Here is a 24,740-nt window from a genome sequence, read left to right on the forward strand (position 1 = left end):
ATATATCGTATAACAAAACGAACCGAAATTCACTTTGTTGATTTGCAAACACTGAGATTTACACTGCACCGCTCTATATGCTGTGGGAATGGGTAAATCTCTTTTTTCGGCCTCAAAACCAAGTAAACATGTAAGTATTATTTATTAAATGCGAAAGGGTGTCTTTAATGTCTGGGGATATGCTTATGATCAGTGACCTGAACAAAACGTTTGTCGCCCCTGTAGGCGAAATCATTGCGTTAAACAACATTCAGCTCAACGTTCGAAAAGGTGAATTAGTAACCATCATTGGTCCAAGCGGATGCGGGAAAAGCACGTTGCTTAAAATTGTGGCTGGCTTAGATACGCAGTATACGGGGACCGTCTTGCTTAACGGTAAACCAATTGTCGGCCCCAGCATAGAGAAAGGATTCATTTTTCAGGAGCCCCGGCTATTCCCGTGGTTAACGGTGGAAAAAAACATTGCAGCCAATCTCTCTCTTAGAGATGTGAATGTCCGCCGAAAGGTAGAGGAACTAATTGATCTGGTCCGCTTAAAAGGATTTGAAAAATCATATCCTCGCGAATTATCAGGTGGTATGGCTCAGCGCGTCGCCATTGCGAGAGCTTTGCTGCGTAATCCGGACGTATTGTTGCTGGATGAGCCGTTCGGAGCGCTCGACGCTTTTACTCGGTCTCATTTGCAGGAAGTGCTGCTTGATATTTGGCAACGTAATGGAACAACAATGCTGTTTGTAACCCACGATCTCGATGAAGCCGTCTTCCTAGGGGAACGCGTCGTCATTATGAATCCGCATCCAGGTCATATTCGGAGTATTCTTTCGATTGATTTACCTTTTCTCCGAAAAAGATCAGGTAGTGCATTTCAGGAGATGCGAAGACTGGTATTAAATGAGTTCGAAAAAGTGGATGAGCCTTTATATGACGTAGGCGGCGGTATATAGCGTTATCCATAGACGAAGAAGGAAGTACAGCATATTAAAGGGAGAGTGGATTATATGAAAAAATCATATCTGGTTCTTGTTATGGTACTCACGTTGTCTTTATTGACAATGGCTTGTGCATCCAAGAGTTCAAATGAAAATGCAAGTGGTTCAGGTACGAGCCAAAATGTAACTGTCAAAATTGGGATTCAGGGAAGCGGTGGCTTATTCGGTAAAGCACGCGAAGAAAAATGGTTTGAACAAGAATTTGAAAAAACAGGTGCCAAAGTGGAATGGATTGAGTTTCAGAGTGGGCCGCCTATGACAGAGGCGATTGCTTCCAATAAGCTGGATATCGCCAGCCTGGGGAACATGCCTATTATCGCAGCACAAGCTGCGAATATTCCTTTTAAAATCGTATCGCAAGTTCTGGACGGAAAAAATAACGTTGCGATTATTGTACCTGCCGGTAGTACCGCCCAGTCACTTAGTGACCTGAAAGGCAAGAAGATTGCCGTGACAAAAGGAAGCAATGCATATAACTTTTTATACCGTGGTTTGGAGAAGTCCGGTCTGACGGATAAAGATTTTGAAATCATTCAGTTACAGCCTGATGAGACACAGTCTGCGTTTGAAACCGGCAGTGTAGATGCCTGGGCGACATGGGACCCTTACATTACACTCAATACCTTAACTGGAAAAGGAAAAGTGCTATCCGACGGAGAGCAGCTTGGCGTATTGTCCCCTTCGTTTACGATCGCGGGAACTGGTTTTGCAGAGGAGCATCCAGAGCTTGTGACTCTGTACTTGAAGGTAGTTAATAAAGCATTGAAGTGGGAAAGCGAGCATGAAACCGAAGCGATCGACAGATATGCAGCTGAACGTAGTGTTCCTGCCAGTGTTATCAGTGGGACATTCGAACGTTCCCGCATGATTAACACACCAGTTAATGAAAATATTGTAGAAGAAATGCAGCAAACAGCGGATTTCCAATATAAAGTGAAGAACATTCGGAATCAGGTTGTTGTTAAAGCAATAACGGACAATCAATATATCGACGCAGCTCTCAAGGATCCACTGAAATAAACATAATGACCCCTATAGAAGAGAGGCGTTCACTACATGCAAATGCGTGCGGAAAAGGCGGTTATCCCGCCTTTAATTCAAAAGAAAAACTCGGTTAAGCGGCGAAAACTTTACTTAAGAGCTAGCAATATAGTACTAGGGCTTATCTTTCCGGTGTGTCTGTTAATCGCGTGGGAGGTAGCCGGGACTATGGGATATTTGAACCCCGTTCTGCTTCCAACGCCAAGCAGTATATGGAAAGAGCTCGTCAGCATGACGGAGACAGGTGAACTTGTAAGGCATTCGGGCATATCGACGTGGAGAGCTCTGCTTGGTTTTCTGATCGGAGGCGGTCTTGGTCTAACAATGGGCTTGTGGGTCGGGTTTTCTTACAAGACAGAGCGACTGCTGGACCCTTCCTTTCAAATGCTGCGGACGCTGCCTCACTTGGCCATTGCTCCCTTGTTTATTTTGTGGTTCGGTTTCGGTGAAACTTCAAAATTGCTGCTGATCGCTAAAGGTGCTTTCTTTCCGCTGTATGTTAATACTTTTCTGGGTATCCGATCCGTTGACAGTAAGCTTTTTGATGTAGGACAGGTGCTGCAATTCAGCAAATGGCAGATGATCACGAAGTTAATTCTTCCAGCATCTCTGCCGAATATCTTTCTGGGTATCCGATTATCCGTCAGTGTCGCCTGGTTGGGTCTGGTCGTTGCCGAATTGATGGGTTCCAGTGCAGGCTTGGGATACCTGATCAATGATGCTAGATCGTTCTCACTCACCACCGTAGTGTTTGTGGGAATCATTGTTTTTGCTTTCGTGGGCAAACTGTCAGATTCCATCATTAAACTTCTGGAAGCGAGAGCACTACGGTGGCAAGACGGTTTTAAAGGAGAAGAAGCAAAATGAGCAAGCTGGAGATTGGTAAACAAACCGAACGAGCAGGAGACTGGCTGAGCAAAATTCCGGGTCGTCTTCACGGGTGGATTATTCCGTTGGCTATTCTCCTCATCTGGGAATTGGCCTCTGCCCTTCAGCTGGTTTCAGCGACCATGCTACCCGCTCCTTCCAAGATTGCAGAGCAGTTCATCCGTCTAATCTTGAACGGCGAGTTGCTGGAACATCTCGGGATCAGCTCCTATCGAGCGGGCCTGGGATTTCTGCTTGGAACAGCTGCCGGGCTCATGCTCGGCCTATCCACAGGGCTTGGGAAATTGGCGGAGCGCACACTTGACCCTTCATTACAGATGCTGCGGATGATCCCGCTTCTTTCCCTCATTCCATTATTTATTTTATGGTTTGGTGTAGGAGAGTTTTCAAAAATTCTAATGATCTCGCTAGGTGCGTTTTTTCCTGTATATGTGAATACATTTCTCGGTATACGAAACGTTGATATGAAGCTGATTGAAGTCTCCCGGATTTACGAGTATTCAAGATGGGAGTTACTCGGCAAACTCATTATTCCTGCGGCACTTCCCAATATTCTGCTTGGAGTTAGACTGTCTCTGGGCGCGGCGTGGCTAGTCCTTGTTGTGGCTGAAATGATGGGAACCAGCGCAGGTGTCGGCTACATGATACAGGATGCTCGTGCTTACTCGCAAACGGATATTGTATTTGTTGGTATTGTAGTCTTTGCGGTTGTAGGAAAGCTCTCGGATTCGACTGTCCGGCTCCTTGAAAACAGATGGCTTCGCTGGCGAGATACGTTCAAGGGGTAATCCGATAATTGAAACAAGAAGGGGAGATTTATATGGGGACGAGACAAGAGCAACTTCATCTAGGAGCATTCATTTATTATACAGGTCATCATCACTATGGCTGGCGGCGCTCGGATTCAGGAGCTGAACAGATTTTTGATTATAAGTTTTACAGGTCCATCGCACAGACGGCTGAACGAGGCAAGTTTGATATGATGTTTCTGGCTGATCTTCTCTACGTGATGGGCGCTGATCAATCGGCTGCAGGGATGCTGGACCCGCTAACGCTCCTGTCGGCCTTGGCTACGGATACAGCAAAGCTGGGTTTGACCGCCACCGTGTCGACTACCTATAACGAGCCATATAACGTAGCTCGAAAATTTGCCACATTGGACCATATCAGTGAAGGACGCGCAGGATGGAACATCGTGACATCCCAATTGGATGTTGAAGCAAATAACTATGGAAGAACAGAACATCCCGAGCATGGGCTTCGATATAAAATGGCCCGGGAATTTGTCGAAGTAGCCACCCTGCTCTGGGATAGCTGGGAAGATCAATCCTTAATTGTGGATCGGCAGGCTGGACTATTTGCGGACCCGTCTAAACTAAAGGAAGTTTCATATAAAGGGCAGTGGTACTCTACCCAAGGTACAATCAATGTTCCTCGTTCCCCGCAAGGATATCCTGTACTCATCCAAGCCGGATCATCCGAACCGGGACAGGATTTTGCAGCCAACTATGGTGAAGTGATTTTCACGGCCCAACAGTCTCTGAATGCTGCGAAAGAGTTCTATAATAACGTCAAATCCAAACTCGCTCTATATGGACGCGAACAAGGCAGCATGAAAATAATGCCTGGTTTATCACCGATTTTGGGTAAGACGGAGCAGGAAGCTCAGCGGAAATATCAAGAACTACAGGAGTTAATCCCTCCGGCGGCTGCAGTTGGTATGTTATCCGGAATGCTTAAGTTTGACCTTTCGGAGTATCCTGTTGAAGGCCAGTTGCCTGATATTCCAGATCCCGTAGAAGCTTCCAATGGCATGAAAAGCCGGGTACAGCTGATTATGGACATGGCTCGAAAAGATAAGTTATCCATTCTTGAGCTGGGTCGGAGGCTGATAGGGGCAAGAGGGCATATGCAGTTTGTTGGGACCTATGAACAACTGGCTGATTTGATGCAACAATGGTTTGAAGAATATGGTTGCGACGGATTTAACATCATGCCACCCGTTTTGCCGGGAGATTTGAATGAATTTGTGGATTATGTGGTTCCGATTCTTCAAGCGCGGGGGCTCTTCCGTATGGATTATACGGGCAGCACGCTTCGTGATCATCTTGGGCTGGATCGCCCGGGTATAAGTCATTTTCAAAAAGAGAAGACGTTAGATAAGACCTCCATAACAATATGAGCATTCCCGTTTTAGTCTGATTTTCAATTACTGGTCTTCCTAAAGAAGAAAGGGAAAAGAAGTCGCCTATTGGCGGCTTTTTTCGTTTGGGACGATATAAGTTCTTGTTCCCAGATAAAAAAATTCAAAAAATTCATCTTCTTTAAAACTATTTTCGACTCTCAGCTGTCTAACATGCGAAACAACATACAAAGTAAGCTTTATTAAAAATGCGGCAATAATCAAAATATACAGTCGCAATGGGGGTGGACAAACTGAGCAAGGAAAGTACAGCGCTAACTGAACAGCAGTTCAGTGATCGTCTGGAGGCATGTAAAGAAAAGCTTTATCGCTTCGCGTTCTCTTATGTGAAAAATGAACAGGAAGCATTGGAAATTATATCTGAAGCCTCTTATAAAGGTTTTCTATCTTATGAAAAAGTGAAAAGTCCTGATTATTTTGAAACCTGGATGACCCGGATCGTCATCAACTGCTCTCTGGATCACATCAGACGAAAGAAGAAATACACGTATATGGAAGACAGTACAATACCGTTTGCAGCCGAAGAGAGTTCCATGGGGCTTGAAGAACAATGGGATTTATACGAAGCACTTGATCATCTGCATCCCGAAGATAGGGCATTCATCGTTTTGAAATTTTTCCAGGATCAGCGATTCAAGGATATGGCGGAGGTATTGTCCCTGCCGGAAAGCACGGTGAAGACCAGGTTCTATAAGATCTTAAACAAACTCAAAAAACATCTGACCAAGGAAGAGGTTGATTTTACATGACAGGAAAAGAACGATATGAACAGATCAATATTCCATCCGGCCTTTCCGGAGTTATTCAGCAAGCCCGTCAGCGCGCACGAAACCAAAAGCGAAGAAAAATGATGATCTGGCGTAGCTCCTCCCTGGTTGCTGCCTGTGCTGCGGTGATGATAACAGCTAACGTTCCAGGTGTAGCCAAGGCATTATCCGATGTACCTGTTATAGGTTCTGTCGTCAAAATTTTGCAAGTTGGTGGTGGCGGGGAGCGCACAGATGGGGTTTCGGTTACAACGACCAAAGAATCGGATACACTAAACATTCATTTTCAGATCGATGGTGAACAGATCACCTCTGCTCCATCGTATACTGTGGATCACAAAGAAGGGCCGAATCGTCTGATCTTCACCTTCAATGGGGTACGTCATCTGGATTATGACAAGTTGGAGAAGGATATTAAAGCACTTAAGAATGTAAAAGATGTCTATCAAAATATCATTTTGGATGATTCTGCGATTGGCTTTGTGGTTGAACTGAAGGATGATGTGGATTATTCCGTGTCAGAGTATCAGCAGCCTGGCTATATTCAGTTGAAGCTTTTTTCCGACGGGAAGACAACGCAATCGCATGAGCTTTTCTTTGTCCGTAGCGAAGACATGGAGCAGGGTGAATCACTGGCCATGTTGGCTGAACAATATTCAGCCGATGGCAGCAGCGTTGTGCAGACCAAAAATGGAAAATTCACCGTCGTTATGGGTGCCTTCGATAACCGTGCAGATGCAGAGAAACACCTGAAAGAATTTACTGACCGGGAGGACTACAGTGAACCACTGCATGTCGACAGTTGGATGAGTAATGAAAATCCGCAATAATGAAAGTGGCCTGCCTTAACGCAGGCTTCTTCTTGTAGACTTTATTATTGAAGTTCATTTCCGTTATCTTTTACGAGTCGCCCTTTTGGCGACTTTTTTTGTTGTAACTATGAGAAGTGTAAATCTGTAATCTTACATCGTTGTCAGTTTTGTGTAAGTTTGATCGATAGGAGCTGAAGTGGCCTTAATATACACTTAAATCAATTCAACGCACGACATTCACACCTTTAGGAGGCCAAACAATGAAAAGTGTATATGCGGATCTACTGAAAATAGGAAGTAAAAACAAGTCATCTATTCAGTTGAGGAGATCCCTCGGATGTACCGAGATACTTGGGCTGAAATAGATTTAACGCAAATTCGCGAGAATATCATAGAGATCCGCAAATTTCTACCCCGTTCGACCAAATTAATGGCCGTTGTTAAAGCAAATGCATACGGGCATGGAGATATCGAGACAGCCAAAGAAGCAGTAGAGGCAGGCGCGGATTATTTAGCGTGTGCCTTCATTGAAGAAGCCATCCGCATTAGAAATGCCGGCTTACAACAACCGATTCTTATTTTGACTCCGATTCGTCCCGAACTTGTACCTCTGGCTCTTGAACATGATTTGATGCTTACCGTTACACAGGCGTCATGGTTTCATGAGATGAGAAAATACAAGCCTATCCATACCCCACATAAGTTATCTGTGCATGTGAAAATGGATACTGGACTTGGGCGGATAGGTATACGCACGCAAGAAGAGTGGCTTGAAATGGTTCCTTGGCTCAGAGCACCAGATGTAGTAGTCGACGGGTTCTATACCCACTTCGCGACTGCAGGTGAGGCAGACAACCGTTATCTACAGCTTCAGATTCAACGCTTTCTGGAAATGAAAGAATGGAGCAGTATATCACGGATTCCGATCAATCATTATCACTGTGCGGGAAGTGTAGCAGCACTTCGATTCCCGGAATTGTGCATGGATATGGCTCGAATAGGAGCTGCAATCTATGGCTTTTATCCTGAAAAACTAGTACCTAACATCCAACTAAAGCCGGCATTCAGTATGCACAGTAGATTATTGCAAATGAAAAAATTAAAAGAAGGCGAATATGTGGGGTACAACAATGCTTATCAAACAGACTCAGATCAATGGATCGGAACAGTACCTATCGGCTATGCCGATGGATGGTCGCAGAGAATGCAAAATTCGGAGGTTTTGGTGGAAGGGGTTCGCGCAAAAATTATAGGGAAAATCTCCATGGATCAATTGATGGTCAAGCTTCCGATGTATTTTCCGGAAGGATCAAAGGTGACCTTCGTTGGCTATTCAGGCGACCAAGAAATTCAGATTCAGGAACTGGCCAATCATATCGGTGGTGTCTCTCAAGAAATAACGAGTTCCATCACGGACAGAGTGTTACGAATTTATAAAGAAGGTGGGGGAGTTCATCATGAAATCACGGGAAGTCGTACAAAAACTTATTGAAATCAGCGTAAGTAACGAAGAACGGTTTCAAGGACACTTAGTGTTAATCAATGATCAAAACCCAATCAGAAGGCAAGTACAAGTCCACCAACTAGAGTCATTGGATTCATTGCCTTCAATAAAGAAGTTAAATAAGGAGATGCTTCTGGAGATGCAGTGTTTCAATCAATTTCATGCTCTGCTTAAAGCTTGTGGGGGGACGGATGATATTGTCGCTGTCAGCGCATATCGAACAAAAGAAGATCAAGTCCAGATCTATCAAGATTGTTTGATTGAACAGGGTTCGGAATATACTTCCAAATACGTAGCCTTGCCTGACCATAGTGAACACCAAACGGGGTTGGCTATCGATGTGGGTAAATTGAAATCGAATATCGATTTTATTGCTCCTTCCTTTCCGGATACGGGCATTTACAAGTCCTTCAGACAACATGCCATACAATTCGGTTTTATCCTTCGATATAAACAAGAAAAAGAATCAATCACGCGTATTGCTTATGAGCCATGGCATTTTAGATATGTAGGATATCCCCATTCCAAAATCATGGAAGAGAACAATCTATGTTTAGAGGAGTATATCGATTTTGTACAGCAGTATCGGTACCCTGGAAAGCAGCTTACGATTAAAGAAAAGGACATGACAATCCAGATATATTACGTTCCCGCGGATAAAGGGACATCTAGCCATATCCCGATCTTGAGTTGTGATTCTTATCGGATATCAGGAACGAATCGTGAAGGATTCATTGTTACGACATTCTCTAAAAATTAAGTTATAGCAATAAGGATGATTTAGACATATCACATTTTAGGAGGATTTTACGATGCAGAAGAAGTCGATTGCGGTATTGTTTGGCGGATGTTCAGGTGAGTATAACGTATCTTTGAGCTCAGCCGCTTCAGTGATTGAAAATTTGGATACCGAAAAATATAATCTTGTATTAATTGGAATTACACAGCAAGGCTCTTGGCTCCGATATAGTGGAACGGTTGAGGATATTCGCAATGATCGGTGGCATTTGCATCCGAGTTGTATCCCATCCTTTTTCTCGCCGAGTAGAGAAGTCAGAGGACTCATTGAGCTTGTGCATACGGAATATCATGTAACACCGATTGATGTTGTGTTTCCAGTACTTCACGGCAAATACGGTGAGGATGGAACTCTACAAGGATTATTGGAACTGTCGGGTATACCGTTTGTTGGATGTGGCATGTTATCCTCTGCGTTATGTATGGACAAGGAACTGGCTCATAAACTGGTGCAGGCAGCAGGCATAGATACGCCGTGTTCCCTTACAATACATAGGAGTGAACGGATGGAAGAAGTGTTATCAGAAGCAGAAGCACTGGGCTTCCCACTCTTTGTTAAGCCGGCTAGATCAGGATCGTCATTAGGCATATCGAAGGTGAACAATAGGCAAGAGTTGATTACCGGAATTGAACACGCCTTCATACACGACAGCAAAGTAGTCATTGAGCAAAATATTAACGGTTTTGAAGTGGGTTGTGCTGTATTGGGCAATTCTGATCCCATCATCGGTATGATTGATGAGATTGAACTACAGGGGCACTTTTTTGACTTCTCGGAAAAGTACTCCTTGATCAGTTCGAAGATTCACTTGCCAGCCCGCATTGATGAAGACACTGCAACGAAGGTTAAGGAGAGCGCTCTGACTATTTATAAAACGCTTGGATGCAGAGGTTTTGCCCGAGTAGATATGTTCCTGACCGCTGATGGAAGAATTGTGTTCAATGAAGTCAACACGATACCTGGTTTCACATCGAATTCCCGCTATCCCAACATGCTCCAAGCTAGTGGCATGACTTATGCAAATATTCTTAACCAGCTCATCGAGCTCGCCATTGATGAGAACTGAGAGCGTGGCTTAACTCGATGAGGAAAATCAAAAAAAGATCGGATTCAACAGCGGGGGAAAGACATCGACGGTTTACAGTGTAGTGAAGAGTAGAATGATTGTTATGATCCCTTTTATGGATGAAAAGCCATGTGAAAGAACTTGGGATTAGAGAAGATCAGCTCATGGTAGGCGGAGAAAGCGCTGGAGGAGGACTTACCGCCACACTTACTCTTTACGCCAGGGATAAAGGAAAAGTGAACATTGCATTTTCAAATGCCGCCAGCATCCTATGATCGATGACAGAATCCGCTAAGGTCAATAATGCCCCCATTTGGAACTCTGCTTATAATGATATTAAAAGGCGGACATTCCATAACATAGGAATGTCCGCCTTTTATAAAAGAATTTTTGAATTATTTATCTATTCAACTTAAACCGTTGTTGCAACGTGCTTTTCACGAGCAATCTTGGTTGCATCAACCATGTTGCGCAAGGAAGCAACGGTTTCTTCGAGTCCACGAGTTTTGAGACCGCAATCCGGATTAATCCAGAACAATTTAGGGTCCAATACACGCAAGGCGCGTTCAATCATGCTCGTCATTTCATCCACACTTGGAACACGTGGGCTATGGATATCGTATACGCCAAGTCCAATGCCCAGTTTATAAGTGTTCAACTCAAAGCTGTGAATCAGTTCACCGTGACTGCGGGATGTCTCGATCGAAATAACATCGGCATCCATCGCTTCGATGGAATCGATCATGTCATGGAATTCGCAATAGCACATATGTGTGTGAATTTGAGTCGTGTCTTGAACCGTGCAAGTGGAAATACGGAAAGCTTTGACAGCCCAAGCCAGATAATCGGCTTGCTCGTTTTCCTTCAACGGCAGTCCTTCGCGAACCGCAGGCTCGTCGACCTGGATCATGCCAATACCTGCTTGCTCCAACGCTTCGACTTCTTGTCTCAGTGCATACGCCAATTGATATGCGATATGCTCGCGCGGGATGTCTTCACGCACAAATGACCAGTTCATGATAGTGATCGGTCCAGTAAGCATACCTTTTACAGGACGTTGTGTCTGGGACTGTGCATATTTGGTTTCTTCAACGGTCATTTCTCCAGTAAATGCAACGTCTCCGAAAATAATTGGTGGTTTGACGCAACGGGAACCGTATGATTGTACCCAGCCAAATTGTGTGAAGGCAAACCCAGCAAGTTTTTCGCCAAAGAACTCTACCATGTCGGTACGCTCAAACTCACCATGTACGAGAACATCGATCTCGATCTCTTCCTGAATTTTGATCCAGATATCAATCTGATCCCGGATGAACGCAGCATACTGCTCATTGTTCAACTCACCCTTACGCCACAATTGACGTGCTTTACGCACTTCTGCGGATTGTGGGAAGCTGCCGATAGTCGTTGTCGGGAAAAGTGGCAATTTCCATTTGTCTTGCTGCGCGATATGACGCTCGGCAAACGGTCGGGAACGTTCCGGCTGTTGAACGCTGAGTGTTGCCACGGCTTCTTGAACAGCAACACGATTGCGCTCTTCGGATTGCTGGAGAGCCTGGATCGTTCGATCGGAATTTTCAATTTCAGCGATGATTTCAGCGTTTCTTGAAGACAATGCTTTCGTCAACAGAACGATCTCGTCCAACTTTTCATCTGCAAATGCCAGAGCATTTTTCAGTTCGGATGTGAGTTTAGTTTCACGCTCTGTCGTTACCGGAACATGAAGCAAGCTGCATGAGGATTGCACGATTAAACGTTCAGGTGTTACGAGTTCAGCCAGTTCATCCAACAGCTTCAGTTTTCCTGGCAAAGAGGCTTTCCAGATCCCGCGGCCGTCAATAACCCCAGCACCCAAAACTTTATCCGCTGGGAAACCTGATGCTTTAATGGATTGAATGTTACCGGTAGCGCCGTGAACAAAATCAAGTCCGATACCTTGAACCGGTAGGGCAACAATGTTGCTATAGTTCTCTACGGATTCAAAGTAGGTTTGCAGCATAATGTTCAGACCTGGTACAGCAGCTGCAAATGTCTCATAAATTTTGTTCAGCAGCTCTAGGTCAGCGTCACTTGTTTTGGTAACGAGGATTGGCTCGTCAATCTGTACCCACTGAACTCCTTCATTTGCAAGCTCTTGAAGCACTTGTACATAGAGCGGAAGCAAGCGGTCCAGCCAAGCGTTTGTTTCGGACTTATCGTATCCTTTGGATAGTTTCAGGAAGGTTAACGGTCCAACAAGAACCGGTTTACCTTCAATACCGAGCTTCTCTTTAGCTTCGCGATAAGCAATAAGTGGTTTATTTTCCGTAAGGGCAGGGGAAGCACCGTCCAGTTCAGGTACGATATAGTGATAGTTCGTGTTAAACCATTTTGTCATTTCACTTGCTGCTGCATCTTTTGTTCCCCGAGCAATTCCGTAATAGACGGACAAAGGTACAGTGCCACCGTCATATGCAAACCGTTTTGGAACAATGCCGAACATAACGGCAGTATCCAGAATGTGATCATAGTAACTGAAGTCATTAACAGGAATAAAATCGATACCTTTTTCTTGCTGCTTGCGCAGGTGATCTAACCGAATCTCCTGCAATTTTGCTTGAAAATCTGTTTCTTCGAGCTTACCTGACCAGAATGCCTCCAAGGCTTTCTTCCATTCCCGATCCGCACCAATTCGTGGATATCCCAATACACTGCTTTTTGCCATGACGTAAAACTCCTCTACAATATGTTACCAAAAAGTTATCACATATCCGGAGTTATAATGTAATTCCATTAAGTTATATCTAGCTATAGCCTATGGCTATACCCGCAGGGTCGAGAACACCGCTGTTGGATTCAAACTGGGTTAATCGATCGTTTTAGTATATAATGACGTTTGATTCAGGAAGGGAGAGGTATTCGATGATACGTGGAATAGAGGCATTCACAGGTTCAAGGCATTTCCGATTGAATGAGGTTGCTGAGGGTGTATTTGCTGCGATTGCAGTTCCCGGTACAGGTTCATTGGGCAATGCCACAATCGTTGATTTAGGCGATGCAACGCTAGTTGTGGACACATTCACGACGGTGCAGGCAGCAGAGGATTTGCAGACAGCGGCTGAGTACCTCACGGGAAGAAAGGCTTCTTATGTAATTAACACACATTGGCATAGTGACCACACATGTGGCAATCAAGTATTTGTCCCTGCAGCTCAGATTATTTCCACATCGATTACTCGCGAAATTATGGATACTTTTGTTAGGAACAGAATAACGCAGCAGTTGGCAAAACCAGAAGCGATATATGATGCTATAGACGAACTTGATGAAAAAATACAACGAGAGACAAACGAAAAGTTAAGGCAGGAAATGCAATGGGATAATGCCAGTGATCGTGAATATATGAAGATGCTCCCCGATCTAGTATATTCATTACCAAACTTAACGTTTGATCAGCACATGACTATTCACGGCAGTAAGCGCAGTGTTGAACTTATTACTTTTGGCGGAGGTCATACCCAGAGCGATGCCCTGGTCTTTATTCCGAAAGACAGAATTGCCATAATGGGGGATCTGGTGTTATCTAAACATCATCCGGTTCTCATGTATGCCAATCCTCAGCAATGGCTGGATATTTTGAACAAAGTCGAACAGCTGGATATAGAAATCATCGTACCGGGACATGGAGAAGTGTGCTCATTAAATGCATTGCATGAAGTCAAAGCCTACATAACGGATCTATTGGAAATCGTGACCGACGCTGCTCAAAGAAACGAAAACTTGGACGAAATCACTGTACCATCAGCCTATCAGGACTGGTTCTTTACTACGTATTTCAAGTCCAATGTGCAAAGCATCTATGAATGGATCGAGAAAAGTGGTAAAAGTAGAACCGATCAAAGGCAGCCAAACGATTGAATGTCATGCTCGTTCAACATTTCTATTTATCTCGGAGAATTCGTAAAGTTGATAGACTCATAATAGGGGCTTCTTAACAAATGTTGAGAAGCTTTTTTGTTTGTCCGACCGTTTTTTTAAGCTCGATTAGAAGGGACAGCTATACTTGATGCATAATAATGATAACTAGATCATGATTGAACTGGAAAATGTGGAAAGGGTGATTCAATGGGTGTACCTACTTTTCTTGAAACAGGTCATATGACAGAGGGTCTTCCAATCCGGGTGATTCATACCGAGAATCAGTTTAATTTTGCCGCCCACTGGCATGAAGAGGTGGAAATGGTAGTGGTGGATGGAATGAACGGAAGAATAGGCGTGAACAACCATGTGTATGAGCTGAAACAAGGAGATGTGTTGCTTATCAAACCTGGAGATGTTCACTGTTTTTTGCCGGGAACCAATAATCTAACCATTATCCAGTTTCGATTGGAGTTGCTGACGGGAAGTTTCATAACGGATAACGAAGCACAGAATCTACGAGAGCTTTTCAATAAAACGGTGGTCATCCCGTCAAACATCAGTAACGAAAAAAATCTGGGGAAGTATATAGATGCTTTAGCGAATGAAGAGAAAGATCAACAGGCAGGGTATCGCTGGTTAATGGTTGCCAGATTATATGACCTTATTGTTCATATGCTGCGCACAAATGCACCGATTACAGATAAATTGACTTCAGGATGGCCATGTTCCTCTTCCAAAAAATTTGAATTTCTTGAATCGGTCTGTGAATACCTGGAAGAGCACTATGCAGAACCCATTAAACTCGATCAGGTCGCGGAGCACATTAAATTCAGCAAGTTTCACGTATGTAAACTGTTTAAAGAGATCAAAGGAATCACATTGATGGAATACCTGAATCATTTTCGAATCATCAAATCGGAATGGGCATTATTGTTTCGTGAAGAATCCATTCTGGATATTGCCATTGGTCATGGGTTCAACAATGTGAACTCATATAACCGTCTTTTTAAAAAATATAATGACTGCACTCCTTCTGAATTTCGTAAGAAGCACCGTACAAATATCACAACATATGAAGGATAATTCACAATATTTGAAGAGAAAGCCTTCTCCAAAATCCATATACTCTAATAAATTGTAAGCGTTTCCTTTTTGAAGGAGGGGGCCCATGAAGAAGTTTAAGCTTAAATATATCTCCATGATTGCACTCGTAAGCGCAGTGATAATGGTGTCTGGCTGCCAACCAAGTGGAGCCAACCAGTCCAAGCAGGAGGAGATCACCGTCTGGAGTTTTACGGATGAAGCAGGTTATGCGATTGAGAAATTCGAGGAGAAATATCCGGACATTAAGGTGAACTTTGTCAATATTCCGGGCAATTTCTACATCACCAAGCTTAAGTCTGCACTACAGACAACGTCCAAGGCTCCAGATGTGTTTATGATCGAGAATGCAAATATAAGAGAGCTGATTGATGTGCCGTACCTGGAGAATTTATCGGAGGCACCGTATAACGCCAATGAACTAATTACAGAGCAATATGCTTTTGTGCAAGCTAATGAGAAGGATAGCGAAGGAAATGTTAGAGCGATCGGTTATCAGGGAACGCCTGGAGGCATTTATTATCGGAGAGATCTGGCCAAAGAATATCTAGGAACGGACGATCCGGAGAAGGTAGCGCCGCAAATTGATACATGGGAGAAGATATTCGAGATTGGAGAGAGGGTAGAGCAGAAAAGTGGAAATAAAGTTCATGCCCTTGCCAACTGGAATGCAATATCTAATTCATATGATGGTATCCCATGGGTTAAGGATGGGAAGTTAGTCATCGATCCCACCTATATGAAGGTGCTTGACCTTGTTCGTGAAGCACGTCAGCGGCATGTGCTTGCAGAGTTGGATGATGGTAGTGCCGGATATGCGGCTTCAATGCAAAAAGGTCAGGTGATGTTCTATCCAGGAGCAACCTGGGCCTTGCAATACACCTTTAAGGCGAACGCTCCGGATACCGAAGGATTGTGGGGTCTCGCGCCGGGGCCATCCGCTTTTAGTGCCGGAGGAACTTATATTGCGATGTATAGCAAAAGTGAAAAAAAGGATCTAGCCTGGAAGTTTATTGAGTTTTACAACTTTGATCATGATTTTCTGTCTGGGCTTGCGAAGGAACAGGACTATTTTACAAGCAATATGGTCGTGAATGATCAACTTGCAGGCTCCGTATCTTCAGCGTATTTGGGCGGACAGAAGCATTTTGAGTTTTTCTCAGAAGCAGCGAAGCAGGTTCCTGTATATGAGCGAACCAAATATGACTCAATCATTAACAATGATATCTTCAAAAATGTACTCCAGTTGTATCTCAATAACGACATTCAGACCAAAGAAGAAGCCGTAAAACGAATCAATCGTGATGTCAAATTGAGATTTCCGGAGCTGGAAGTGGATTAGCTTAGAAGTAAGCAAATGCCTTTTAATCATCCGATGACTGGGGGTACAAAACATGTTTGCCAAGTCAATCCGCAAAGACCATTACGGATACTATTTCATTGCTCCGTTTTTCATTCTTTTCGCCATTTTTGGGCTATACCCTATTCTGTATTCTCTCTATATCAGCTTCACCAACTTTGATGGGATTACCACGCCGGACTTCGTCGGAATGGGTAACTATATTGCGGTTCTGCAAGATCCTTTGTTCTACAAGACGTTATTTAATACCCTTTTTATCTGGGGTGTCTCTGTAGTCCCACAACTAACCGTTTCGCTGGTACTCGCCTTTATTCTCAACGACAAGTTACTTAAGGGAAGAGATATTTTCAGAGCGGTCTATTTCTTTCCCAATATCGTTACGGCAGCATCATTGGGTCTACTTGTGAGTCTGATCTTTGATTGGCAATCCGGCGGTTTGAATCATTTTCTGGTTCAAGTTGGACTCATCGATGATCCGATTAACTGGAAAAATGATCCTTGGTTTATGCGACTGATTGTTTCATCCATTCTGTTCTTTCAATACTTTGGTTACTCCATGGTCATCTATCTGGCAGGGCTTCAGGGTATTGATCCGTCACTGCAGGAAGCCGCTCAAATGGATGGGGCGAAAAAGAAACATATTTTCATTCATATCATCGTTCCAATGCTGCGCCCAATCATTCTGTTTCAGATGATTACGTCCATTATTGGGGGTATTCAGATTTTCGATCAGCCGTTTACACTGACGAATGGATCGGGTGGTCCGGATCGTGCCGCCATGACGAGTATTATGTATCTATATAATGTGGCATTTCAAAGTACACGTTTTGGTTATGGGGCGGCCATTGCATTCTGTCTGTTCATCATTATTATCCTGCTATCGGTCGTATCCTTCATGATGACGAAGCGCAAGAGCCGTGCATAGGGAGGGGTAAATGAAATGCCAACCGTCAAACGAGTCGAACAACAAAAAGTTACTCTACAGCAATACGATACTGTGAGGCGTCTGACACTGGGCAAAGTCATTATTTATCTGTGTTTGATTAGCCTAGCCGTGCTCTGTATCATTCCATTTTATCTCATGCTCATCTATTCCACACATAACAATGCAACGATTGCATCGACATTTACGTTTCTGCCCGGCCCCTTCTTGCTGGATAATTATACGAACATGGCTTCCAAAATCAATATCTGGCGCGGGTTTGCCAACAGCTTTTTCATTGCCGGAACGTCTACGGTGTTATCCTTGTATATTGGTTCCCTAACGGCATATGGCTTCGCCAAGTTCAAATTCAAAGGACGTAACTGGCTATTCTTATTCTTGCTTGCAACCATGATGGTGCCTGGGCAGCTTGCACTGATCGGGATGTATCGTCTGTTCAGTACGTTAGGTTTGCTGGACAGCTATGCAGCGATCATTTTGCCGGCAGCGGCGAATGCATTTAATGTATTTTTTATCAAACAATTTATGGAGAGCAGCATTCCAGACGAGATTATTGAATCTGCACGTGTAGATGGTGCAGGGGAGTTCCGCACGTTCAATCAGATTGTCTTGCCCATTCTGGGCCCAGCCATATCGGCGCTTGGCATATTCACCTTTATCGGTTCGTGGAATAATTTTCTCACGCCGCTGGTCCTGTTTTTCTCGCTGGATAAATATCCGCTTCCGGTACTCGTTGCACTGGTACAAGGATATTATGGAATGGATTACGGACTGTTATATTTGGGTGTTGCGATCTCGATCTTGCCTATTATCATTGTTTTTGCGATATTCTCCAGACAAATTATAGGCAGTGTTGCCTTGGGTGCGGTTAAAGGATAACATGTGTACGGAAATAGTCGCCTTCTTGGCGGCTTTTTTGTTGTTTACAAGTTATGCCTATGCAAAAGTGGCGGAATACCATTTTGAAAGCCTTTCCAAAAATCTATGATATACTACGATATGACTGGCATACCATGGAAAAAAGATATTCCAACTTATCGTTTTCTTCACTTTCACTTGCAAAGGAGATGTCATGATGTTTAATGTTCTTGTTGTTGACGATGAGAGCGTTCAAAGAGAAGGCATTAAGGATTTGATCTCTCACTACGGCTTTCCCTTTCAAGTATTGGAAGCTGAGAACGGGATGAGCGCAGAGCGAATTCTGGTTCAGAACGCGATTGATATCCTTATCACCGACGTCAAAATGCCGCTTATGGACGGACTGGAGCTTAGCAAACAAGCCAGGAAAACGCAGCAGAACATAAAGATTGTCATCTGCAGCGGTTATGATGAATTCGAATATGCCCGCAGTGCGATTCGGCTAGGTGTAGTTAATTATTTGCTCAAGCCACTGGTCAGGGAAGAGTTCTTACAGGTGATGGAAGATATTACGCATATCCGTGCTTATGGCGGAGGTCCCGAACCGGAATCAGTGGAATCGAAGGTCATTCAACAGGTGAAGGATTATGTGAAGGATAACCATCAGAGAGATATTTCATTGTCCGAGGCAGCCCACGATGTTTATCTATCTCCAGGGTATTTGAGCATTTTGTTTAAAAAAGAGACCGGGGAAAACTTCTCGAAATATTTGACCGATTACCGTTTGCGGCGTGCAAGCCATCTGCTGGCTCATTCGAATATGAAAATCAATGATATTGCAGGGGCCGTTGGCATAGACAATCATTCTTATTTTGCCAAGCTGTTCAGAAACAGATTCGGTGTCAGTCCGTTACAGTTCAGAGAGTGCGGGGTGCTTCATGATCGGATGGATCAAGAGCAAATTCAATGATATCAAGTTCCGAAACAAGCTGCTGCTGTCGCATTTGGTGATCGCACTCATTCCGATTCTTCTGCTGGGGTTGCTCTCCTTCATTCAATCTTACCGAATTCAAATGAAGGAGTTGCGGAGTGAAGCAGAAGCGAGTCTGGAACAGGTGTCTAACATTATGGATTATAAGATTAATCGGTACAACACGTTAAGTGAGTTCATGGTGCTGAATCGGGATTTATCGCAAATATTTACGAAAGACTACGAAGAAAATTATTATAATATGTACCTGGATTTCCGGGATATCCTGGAGCCGTTGATCTCGAACATCCGGCTGATGGATGATGATATTGAAGACATTACCTTTTATACGTCCGGGGAGTTATTGGGAATCCGCAATAATATTTTGCCAATTGGGGATCTCAAGAGCAAGTCCTGGTATGACGGATTTCGAGGCAGACGCTGGATTGTGGATGGGGAGAAGCTTTATCTCGTTCAGGAATTGATCAGCAATCCGAAAGACAGCAATTTTATGGTGATCTCCATTCAGCATGATAGCATCTTTGCAGACCTGGACAATCTGTCGGAACATGTAGCCGTTTATATTGAGGATGCGAAGCAGCATGTGATCTTTCAGGAAAACCATGAGCATGTTGCTGCGGCCGCAGGTTTGAAAGTTGAGGAGTCTGGCGATCTGAGTCTTAGCCGCTCACTCGCCAACAACGGCTGGACCATTCACTATAATCTGCTGAATACCAATGCGTACGCCAATGCAATGAGTATTTTTCAAATTACGCTGTTTGTCATCATCCTCAGCCTGATTATTACCTTCTTGCTCATTTATGTTATTTCTAATAACTTTACGCAAAGAATTATCCATATCAAGAACAAGGTGGACAAGGTTGAGCGGAACAATCTGGATGTGATTATCCGAAGTTCATCCAGAGATGAATTTGGTGAGCTGACTAACGGTATTGGTAAAATGCTGACAAGGATCAACAGCCTGATCTCCCAGGTGTATCACGCCGAAATTGCCAAGAAGGAAAGTGAATATAACAAGTTGATTAGTCAGATCAACCCTCACTTCCTGTATAATACACTTTCATTTATACGCTGGAGGGCTGAGAAAAGGGCGGATATAGAAACGAGTTATATGGTATCTGCATTAGCCCGTTTCTATAGGACAACACTTAACCAGGGGAAGAATATGGCCACCATTGCGGCTGAGGTGCAGCATATTAAGGCATATTTGGATTTGCAGCTCATCATGAACGATGGTCGATTTGATGTGGATTATCATATCGATGGCGATGTACTACATACAGAGGTGATTCATTTTATTTTGCAGCCAATTGTGGAGAATGCCATCAAGCATGGTTTTGTGGAGGCAGTTGCGTCCGATTGTCAAATTCACATAGCGGTTAGCCGGGTGGAAGAGGGGATTAAATTAACCGTTCGTGATAACGGTGTTGGCATGACGCCTATACAGACAGCAGGTTTGTTAACAGGAGAGAACGGCGGGTGTGGTGTCCGAAACGTTAATGACCGAATCAAGCTGTATTATGGTGTGGATTACGGGCTTGTTATTCATAGTGAACCAGGCAACGGAACGGAAGTGTCAATCGTACTTCCTGCCACATGATTGCGTGTAACTATATTAAAAACATAGCGCTAGTACTGAAGCGGTTGCTGTTGCGACCGCTTATTTGTTACTGTTTATAAAATTTAAACACAGAGAAATAAAGTAAAGTGGAGGTCATAAAAAAAGTGTTACATATCCGAAAAATGTGGCATATACGCCAATTTTGAAAACGCATACAATTTGGTTATCAAAAGCAAATCAGATAAAGGGGATGACAGGATGAAGAAGCGTACTAAGATGGCTACGCTGCTGATTGGAAGCATGATGATGGCTGTAATCAGTGGCTGTACAGGGGGCAATAACGAGAGTGCACAACCGCAAATTTCACAACAGGACTATGAACCTTATGGTAAATATGAGACACCCGTGGAATTTACGATTGGCCGAAATACCAATCATGTGAACAATCTGCCTGCCGGCGATACTATTGAAAACAATCTGGCTACACGCTATGTAGAAGACCGGGTGAACGTCAAGGCCAAGGTAGCTTGGGAAACAGATGATATGGATCAGAAGCTATCACTCTCGATGACGACAGGTGACCTCCCGGATGTAATGCTTGTCAGCCGCGAAATATTTAATCAACTGGTGGATAACGATCTCATTGCCGACATGACAGAGGTTTACGAGAAGACAGCATCCGAGGGTGTTAAAAATATTTATGGTTCCTACGGAGATTTGCTACTGAATCAGGTAAAGGTGGACGGAAAAATCATGGGTCTGCCTATGACGAATATCGGAAACCAGCACCAATTGCTGTGGGTCCGGAAGGACTGGGTGGATAAAGTAGGCGCGAAGCTCCCGGAATCCGTTGAGGATGTATGGAATCTCGCAAGAACGTTTGTGGAGAAGGACGTTTCGGGAACAGGCAAGACGGTAGGCATGGTCATGGATTCCAATGCGATGAATTTTACGCCGATCTTTGCTGCACACGGTGCCTTTCCGATGAACTGGATTCAGAAAGACGGTCAGGTTGAATATGGATCTGTTCAACCCGAAGTGAAGCAAGCGCTGACAGAGCTGAGCGCCATGTATAAAGAAGGTTTGATTGATAAACAGTTTGCTGTCCGGTCGAACGAAGAGAAGGAAGCCCTAGTTATCAACGGACAGGCAGGAATGGTATTTAATCCATGGTGGATTGGCTACACCAACTACAAGGATTCCATTAAGCAAGATCCTGAAGCAGTCTGGGTTGCCGTATCCGCACCAGTAGATGAGAATGGCAAGTTCAAGACGATCCGGCAAGATCCGGTGGGCGGCGGCATCGTCGTTGTGAAGAAGGACTTTGCGCATCCTGAAGCGATCATGAAATCAGTTAATTTAACAACGGATTTTCTGTACTCCTTAACGGAAGACGCAATCAATTACAAGAAAGAGCATCCCGACGAGTTGCTGACCGATGCAAGCCGCTGGAACAATGATCCTACCCAGATTCCGATGCAAGTCGATTATGATGATGTACTCAAGCGTTATTACGATGATCTGATCAAAGCAGATGAGGCAGGTGATGCTTCTGCTGTTCAGGAAGACCGAGTCGTTTCTTTCAAGGCCTATCAGGCATTCAAAGAGAAAGGAAATGCGATTGATGCAAATACCTACGGTGAATACCTCTCCCGGATCGAAGGGCAGCGTGAGGCGAACAATCCGAACCTGGAAGTGATCCCCGCAGGCTTTTATGGAACAACTGAGACGATGAAGCTGAAGTGGGCGAATCTGCAGAAGCTAGAAGAGGAAACCATGCTCAAGATCATTATGGGGGAAGCGCCTGTAGATGAATTCGATAAGTTTGTCGACACTTGGAAACGTACGGGTGGCGATGAGATTACAGAAGAAGTTAACGAGATGAGTAAAAGATGACGATTGCGTGAGCTTAGGTGCGGAAGCCTGATCGTGGACTTTCGCACGGGCTTTCGCCGATAAATCCTGTCCAATTAGGCACATGATGGAGGTGGAAAGGACGATGGCTCAAATGGAAACAACCGTTAGTGAAGAGCGGGAAGTGCGTTACGGGAGGAAAAAGAAACGTAAAACTTTTGATGAAATGACCTATCATTTTATGCTGCTGCCTGGCATGATCATGCTGTTCATTTTCTCAATTGTACCGATGTTCGGGGTTGTGATGGCATTCCAAAAGTTCATTCCTGCCAAAGGAATATTCGGGTCCAAATGGGCAGGGCTATCCAATTTCACGTATATGTTTCAACTCCCGGACGCGAAGCAGATTTTCATTAATACATTGGTCATCGCAGTTGGAAAGATTGCTCTAGGGTTGATTGTACCTATCGTATTCGCTCTGCTGTTAAATGAGGTGCGTCTGAAGGTATTCAAGAGTACGATTCAAACCATCGTCTATTTGCCGCATTTTATGTCCTGGGTGGTTCTGGGCACGATGCTGACCATGATCTTTTCCTTCGATGGCATGGTGAACAACTTCCTTGAGTTTCTAGGCTTGGAGCGAATTATGTTCTTGGCGAGCAATGACTGGTTCAGGCCGCTGCTCATTGTGACGGACACGTGGAAGGAATTTGGCTACGGGACGATAGTCTATCTAGCTGCATTAACGGCAATTAATCCTGCATTGTACGAATCTGCCGCAATGGACGGCGCAAGTCGCTGGAAACAGACGCTGAATATCACGCTGCCGGGTATGTTCCCGACGATTATCCTGCTGGGTACGCTGAGTCTTGGTAATGTACTGAATGCGGGTTTTGATCAGGTGTTTAACCTGTATAATCCGCTGGTATATGAAACGGGCGATATTATTGATACTTTTGTGTACCGTATGGGTCTGATCAACATGCAATATTCATTTGCAACAGCGATTGGACTGATGAAATCGGTGATCAGCTTTGTTCTGATTGTGATTTCCTACAGACTGGCTTCGAGGTATGCGGGGTACAGAATTTTCTAGGAGGGTTAGCATGATTCAATCCAAATCGCTCGGCTCCAGGCTATCCCGCCTGTTGATTATGTTTGCGTTAATTCTGATTACGTTCATGTCCTTGGCGCCGATTGTCAATACCATTATGATGTCTGTCAGCAGTAGTACGGCTGTTAATGCAGGTCGGGTCTATTTTTTTCCAGTGGAGCTGAATTTCTCATCGTATGGCCAGATTCTGAATGATACGAAGTTTTGGAAGGCCTTTGTCATCTCGGTCGAGCGGGTGGTGCTTGGAGGAGCAATCAATATGTTTTTGACCATTCTCATGGCCTATCCGTTGTCACGAAGCGTCACACAATTCAGATCGAGAAACACATATATGTGGATTATTGTGTTTACAATGCTGTTCAGCGGCGGAATCGTACCCTGGTATATGGTCATCAGCAAGTTGGGGTTGATCAACAGCATTTGGGCGCTAGTTTTGCCGGGGGCAGTTCCTGTCTTTAATGTAATTCTCCTCATGAACTTCTTCAAGGGAATTCCAAAGGAACTGGAAGAGGCCGCATTCATTGACGGTGCCAGTCCGCTTAAAATTTTGCTCAAAATCTTCATCCCCATTTCCATGCCGAGTCTGGCAACCATCATGCTGTTTGTCATTGTCGGGCACTGGAACAATTTCTTTGACGGGATCATTCTGATTAACGACAGCTCCAAAATCCCGCTCCAGACCTATCTGCAGCAGCTCAGCCTCACACGGGATCAGATGCAGAATCTTTCAGTCGAACAGCTGCAGCAGTTCAATAAAATCTCCAATACAACGTTGAATTCTGCCAAAATTCTGGTATCCATGATTCCCATTCTGCTGATTTATCCTTTTCTGCAACGTTATCTAATCCACGGAATCGTACTCGGAGCCGTAAAAGAATAGTTCTGATTATCAGCATCATTAGCCGTCTGTCTGAGAAATGTGGAAGGGGGTGAAGGCACGCAACGTCGTCAGGTACAGGAATGTTCTGAGCTGGAGCAAGGGATTGACA

Annotated in this window: 22 protein-coding genes; 21 read left to right on the plus strand and 1 reads right to left on the minus strand. The window is 44.2% G+C overall.

Going from position 1 to position 24,740, the window contains the following annotated elements; all coding sequences use genetic code 11:
* Positions 1-167: 167 nt before the first annotated feature.
* The 11 genes from HP548_RS21430 to HP548_RS21480 all read left to right on the plus strand — a co-directional run bounded on the left by HP548_RS21430 (position 168) and on the right by HP548_RS21480 (position 10,344).
* Positions 168-944 (plus strand): ABC transporter ATP-binding protein, encoded by a 777-nt coding sequence (locus HP548_RS21430; protein ID WP_175382772.1) that lies wholly within the window; start codon positions 168-170, stop codon positions 942-944.
* A gap of 54 nt (positions 945-998) precedes the next feature.
* Positions 999-2,009: an aliphatic sulfonate ABC transporter substrate-binding protein gene (locus tag HP548_RS21435; protein WP_175382773.1), complete on the plus strand. Its 1,011-nt coding sequence runs from the start codon at positions 999-1,001 to the stop codon at positions 2,007-2,009.
* A 42-nt stretch (positions 2,010-2,051) separates the two neighbouring features.
* Entirely contained in the window at positions 2,052-2,897 is an 846-nt protein-coding gene (locus HP548_RS21440; RefSeq protein WP_175382973.1) for an ABC transporter permease, read from the plus strand.
* Positions 2,894-3,706, plus strand: a complete 813-nt coding sequence (locus HP548_RS21445) for an ABC transporter permease (protein WP_175382774.1) — start codon at positions 2,894-2,896, stop codon at positions 3,704-3,706. The genes HP548_RS21440 and HP548_RS21445 overlap by 4 nt, the downstream gene beginning before the upstream one ends.
* 32 nt (positions 3,707-3,738) lie before the next feature.
* Positions 3,739-5,100 carry an LLM class flavin-dependent oxidoreductase gene (locus tag HP548_RS21450; protein ID WP_175382775.1) on the plus strand — a complete coding sequence of 454 codons (1,362 nt, stop codon included), beginning with the start codon at positions 3,739-3,741 and terminating at the stop codon, positions 5,098-5,100.
* 239 nt (positions 5,101-5,339) lie between these two features.
* Positions 5,340-5,870, plus strand: a complete 531-nt coding sequence (locus HP548_RS21455; RefSeq protein WP_175382776.1) for a sigma-70 family RNA polymerase sigma factor — start codon at positions 5,340-5,342, stop codon at positions 5,868-5,870.
* A complete protein-coding gene (locus tag HP548_RS21460) occupies positions 5,867-6,718 on the plus strand; it encodes a hypothetical protein (RefSeq protein WP_175382777.1) in 852 nt (283 codons plus the stop codon). The genes HP548_RS21455 and HP548_RS21460 overlap by 4 nt, the downstream gene beginning before the upstream one ends.
* A gap of 319 nt (positions 6,719-7,037) precedes the next feature.
* Positions 7,038-8,192, plus strand: a complete 1,155-nt coding sequence (gene alr, locus HP548_RS21465; protein ID WP_175382778.1) for an alanine racemase — start codon at positions 7,038-7,040, stop codon at positions 8,190-8,192.
* Complete coding sequence (locus HP548_RS21470) at positions 8,158-8,964, plus strand: D-alanyl-D-alanine carboxypeptidase family protein (protein WP_175382779.1); 807 nt, start codon at positions 8,158-8,160, stop codon at positions 8,962-8,964. Before alr ends, HP548_RS21470 begins: the two co-directional genes overlap by 35 nt.
* A gap of 52 nt (positions 8,965-9,016) precedes the next feature.
* Positions 9,017-10,069: a D-alanine--D-serine ligase VanG gene (gene vanG, locus HP548_RS21475; RefSeq protein ID WP_099854217.1), complete on the plus strand. Its 1,053-nt coding sequence runs from the start codon at positions 9,017-9,019 to the stop codon at positions 10,067-10,069.
* Positions 10,070-10,188: 119 nt separating this feature from the next.
* The gene (locus HP548_RS21480) at positions 10,189-10,344 is read left to right on the plus strand and encodes an alpha/beta hydrolase (RefSeq protein WP_099854216.1); all 156 of its coding nucleotides are present in this window, start codon (positions 10,189-10,191) and stop codon (positions 10,342-10,344) included.
* A 137-nt stretch (positions 10,345-10,481) separates the two neighbouring features.
* On the opposite strand, the gene metE is transcribed toward HP548_RS21480, so the two are convergent.
* Entirely contained in the window at positions 10,482-12,773 is a 2,292-nt protein-coding gene (gene metE, locus HP548_RS21485; RefSeq protein ID WP_175382780.1) for a 5-methyltetrahydropteroyltriglutamate--homocysteine S-methyltransferase, read from the minus strand.
* Between the two features lie 197 nt (positions 12,774-12,970).
* Between metE and HP548_RS21490 the strand changes: the two genes are divergently transcribed.
* The 10 genes from HP548_RS21490 (at position 12,971) to HP548_RS21535 (ending at position 24,631) form a co-directional block, all read left to right on the plus strand.
* Positions 12,971-13,966 (plus strand): MBL fold metallo-hydrolase, encoded by a 996-nt coding sequence (locus HP548_RS21490; protein ID WP_175382781.1) that lies wholly within the window; start codon positions 12,971-12,973, stop codon positions 13,964-13,966.
* A 207-nt stretch (positions 13,967-14,173) separates the two neighbouring features.
* The gene (locus HP548_RS21495; RefSeq protein ID WP_175382782.1) at positions 14,174-15,052 is read left to right on the plus strand and encodes an AraC family transcriptional regulator; all 879 of its coding nucleotides are present in this window, start codon (positions 14,174-14,176) and stop codon (positions 15,050-15,052) included.
* Between the two features lie 85 nt (positions 15,053-15,137).
* Complete coding sequence (locus HP548_RS21500; RefSeq protein ID WP_246318149.1) at positions 15,138-16,412, plus strand: ABC transporter substrate-binding protein; 1,275 nt, start codon at positions 15,138-15,140, stop codon at positions 16,410-16,412.
* A 52-nt stretch (positions 16,413-16,464) separates the two neighbouring features.
* The gene (locus HP548_RS21505) at positions 16,465-17,355 is read left to right on the plus strand and encodes a carbohydrate ABC transporter permease (protein ID WP_175382783.1); all 891 of its coding nucleotides are present in this window, start codon (positions 16,465-16,467) and stop codon (positions 17,353-17,355) included.
* 15 nt (positions 17,356-17,370) lie between these two features.
* Entirely contained in the window at positions 17,371-18,252 is an 882-nt protein-coding gene (locus HP548_RS21510) for a carbohydrate ABC transporter permease (protein ID WP_175382784.1), read from the plus strand.
* A 196-nt stretch (positions 18,253-18,448) separates the two neighbouring features.
* Positions 18,449-19,201 carry a response regulator transcription factor gene (locus HP548_RS21515; protein ID WP_246318150.1) on the plus strand — a complete coding sequence of 251 codons (753 nt, stop codon included), beginning with the start codon at positions 18,449-18,451 and terminating at the stop codon, positions 19,199-19,201.
* Positions 19,170-20,822, plus strand: a complete 1,653-nt coding sequence (locus tag HP548_RS21520; protein WP_175382785.1) for a sensor histidine kinase — start codon at positions 19,170-19,172, stop codon at positions 20,820-20,822. The genes HP548_RS21515 and HP548_RS21520 overlap by 32 nt, the downstream gene beginning before the upstream one ends.
* A 219-nt stretch (positions 20,823-21,041) precedes the next feature.
* Positions 21,042-22,679, plus strand: coding sequence for an extracellular solute-binding protein (locus HP548_RS21525; RefSeq protein ID WP_175382786.1), 1,638 nt, complete (start codon positions 21,042-21,044; stop codon positions 22,677-22,679).
* Between the two features lie 103 nt (positions 22,680-22,782).
* Positions 22,783-23,733, plus strand: a complete 951-nt coding sequence (locus tag HP548_RS21530; RefSeq protein ID WP_217504772.1) for an ABC transporter permease — start codon at positions 22,783-22,785, stop codon at positions 23,731-23,733.
* A 10-nt stretch (positions 23,734-23,743) separates the two neighbouring features.
* Positions 23,744-24,631: a carbohydrate ABC transporter permease gene (locus HP548_RS21535; RefSeq protein ID WP_099854208.1), complete on the plus strand. Its 888-nt coding sequence runs from the start codon at positions 23,744-23,746 to the stop codon at positions 24,629-24,631.
* The last annotated feature ends 109 nt before the right edge of the window (positions 24,632-24,740 follow it).

The organism is Paenibacillus taichungensis (assembly GCF_013359905.1).
Classification (GTDB): domain Bacteria; phylum Bacillota; class Bacilli; order Paenibacillales; family Paenibacillaceae; genus Paenibacillus; species Paenibacillus taichungensis.

Excerpts from the sequence above, each read along its gene's own strand:
- HP548_RS21440 (WP_175382973.1), top strand. The coding sequence starts at position 2,052 with ATGCGTGCGGAAAAGGCGGTTATCCCGCCTTTAATTCAAAAGAAAAAC.
- HP548_RS21445 (WP_175382774.1), top strand. The coding sequence starts at position 2,894 with ATGAGCAAGCTGGAGATTGGTAAACAAACCGAACGAGCAGGAGACTGG.
- HP548_RS21450 (WP_175382775.1), top strand. The coding sequence starts at position 3,739 with ATGGGGACGAGACAAGAGCAACTTCATCTAGGAGCATTCATTTATTAT.
- vanG (WP_099854217.1), top strand. The coding sequence starts at position 9,017 with ATGCAGAAGAAGTCGATTGCGGTATTGTTTGGCGGATGTTCAGGTGAG.
- HP548_RS21495 (WP_175382782.1), top strand. The coding sequence starts at position 14,174 with ATGGGTGTACCTACTTTTCTTGAAACAGGTCATATGACAGAGGGTCTT.
- HP548_RS21530 (WP_217504772.1), top strand. The coding sequence starts at position 22,783 with ATGGCTCAAATGGAAACAACCGTTAGTGAAGAGCGGGAAGTGCGTTAC.
- HP548_RS21515 (WP_246318150.1), top strand. The coding sequence starts at position 18,449 with ATGTTTAATGTTCTTGTTGTTGACGATGAGAGCGTTCAAAGAGAAGGC.
- HP548_RS21455 (WP_175382776.1), top strand. The coding sequence starts at position 5,340 with ATGGGGGTGGACAAACTGAGCAAGGAAAGTACAGCGCTAACTGAACAG.
- HP548_RS21490 (WP_175382781.1), top strand. The coding sequence starts at position 12,971 with ATGATACGTGGAATAGAGGCATTCACAGGTTCAAGGCATTTCCGATTG.
- HP548_RS21480 (WP_099854216.1), top strand. The coding sequence starts at position 10,189 with ATGAAAAGCCATGTGAAAGAACTTGGGATTAGAGAAGATCAGCTCATG.
- HP548_RS21510 (WP_175382784.1), top strand. The coding sequence starts at position 17,371 with ATGCCAACCGTCAAACGAGTCGAACAACAAAAAGTTACTCTACAGCAA.
- HP548_RS21525 (WP_175382786.1), top strand. The coding sequence starts at position 21,042 with ATGAAGAAGCGTACTAAGATGGCTACGCTGCTGATTGGAAGCATGATG.
- alr (WP_175382778.1), top strand. The coding sequence starts at position 7,038 with ATGTACCGAGATACTTGGGCTGAAATAGATTTAACGCAAATTCGCGAG.
- HP548_RS21435 (WP_175382773.1), top strand. The coding sequence starts at position 999 with ATGAAAAAATCATATCTGGTTCTTGTTATGGTACTCACGTTGTCTTTA.
- HP548_RS21505 (WP_175382783.1), top strand. The coding sequence starts at position 16,465 with ATGTTTGCCAAGTCAATCCGCAAAGACCATTACGGATACTATTTCATT.
- HP548_RS21520 (WP_175382785.1), top strand. The coding sequence starts at position 19,170 with ATGATCGGATGGATCAAGAGCAAATTCAATGATATCAAGTTCCGAAAC.
- metE (WP_175382780.1), bottom strand. The coding sequence starts at position 12,773 with ATGGCAAAAAGCAGTGTATTGGGATATCCACGAATTGGTGCGGATCGG.
- HP548_RS21535 (WP_099854208.1), top strand. The coding sequence starts at position 23,744 with ATGATTCAATCCAAATCGCTCGGCTCCAGGCTATCCCGCCTGTTGATT.
- HP548_RS21470 (WP_175382779.1), top strand. The coding sequence starts at position 8,158 with ATGAAATCACGGGAAGTCGTACAAAAACTTATTGAAATCAGCGTAAGT.
- HP548_RS21460 (WP_175382777.1), top strand. The coding sequence starts at position 5,867 with ATGACAGGAAAAGAACGATATGAACAGATCAATATTCCATCCGGCCTT.
- HP548_RS21500 (WP_246318149.1), top strand. The coding sequence starts at position 15,138 with ATGAAGAAGTTTAAGCTTAAATATATCTCCATGATTGCACTCGTAAGC.
- HP548_RS21430 (WP_175382772.1), top strand. The coding sequence starts at position 168 with ATGTCTGGGGATATGCTTATGATCAGTGACCTGAACAAAACGTTTGTC.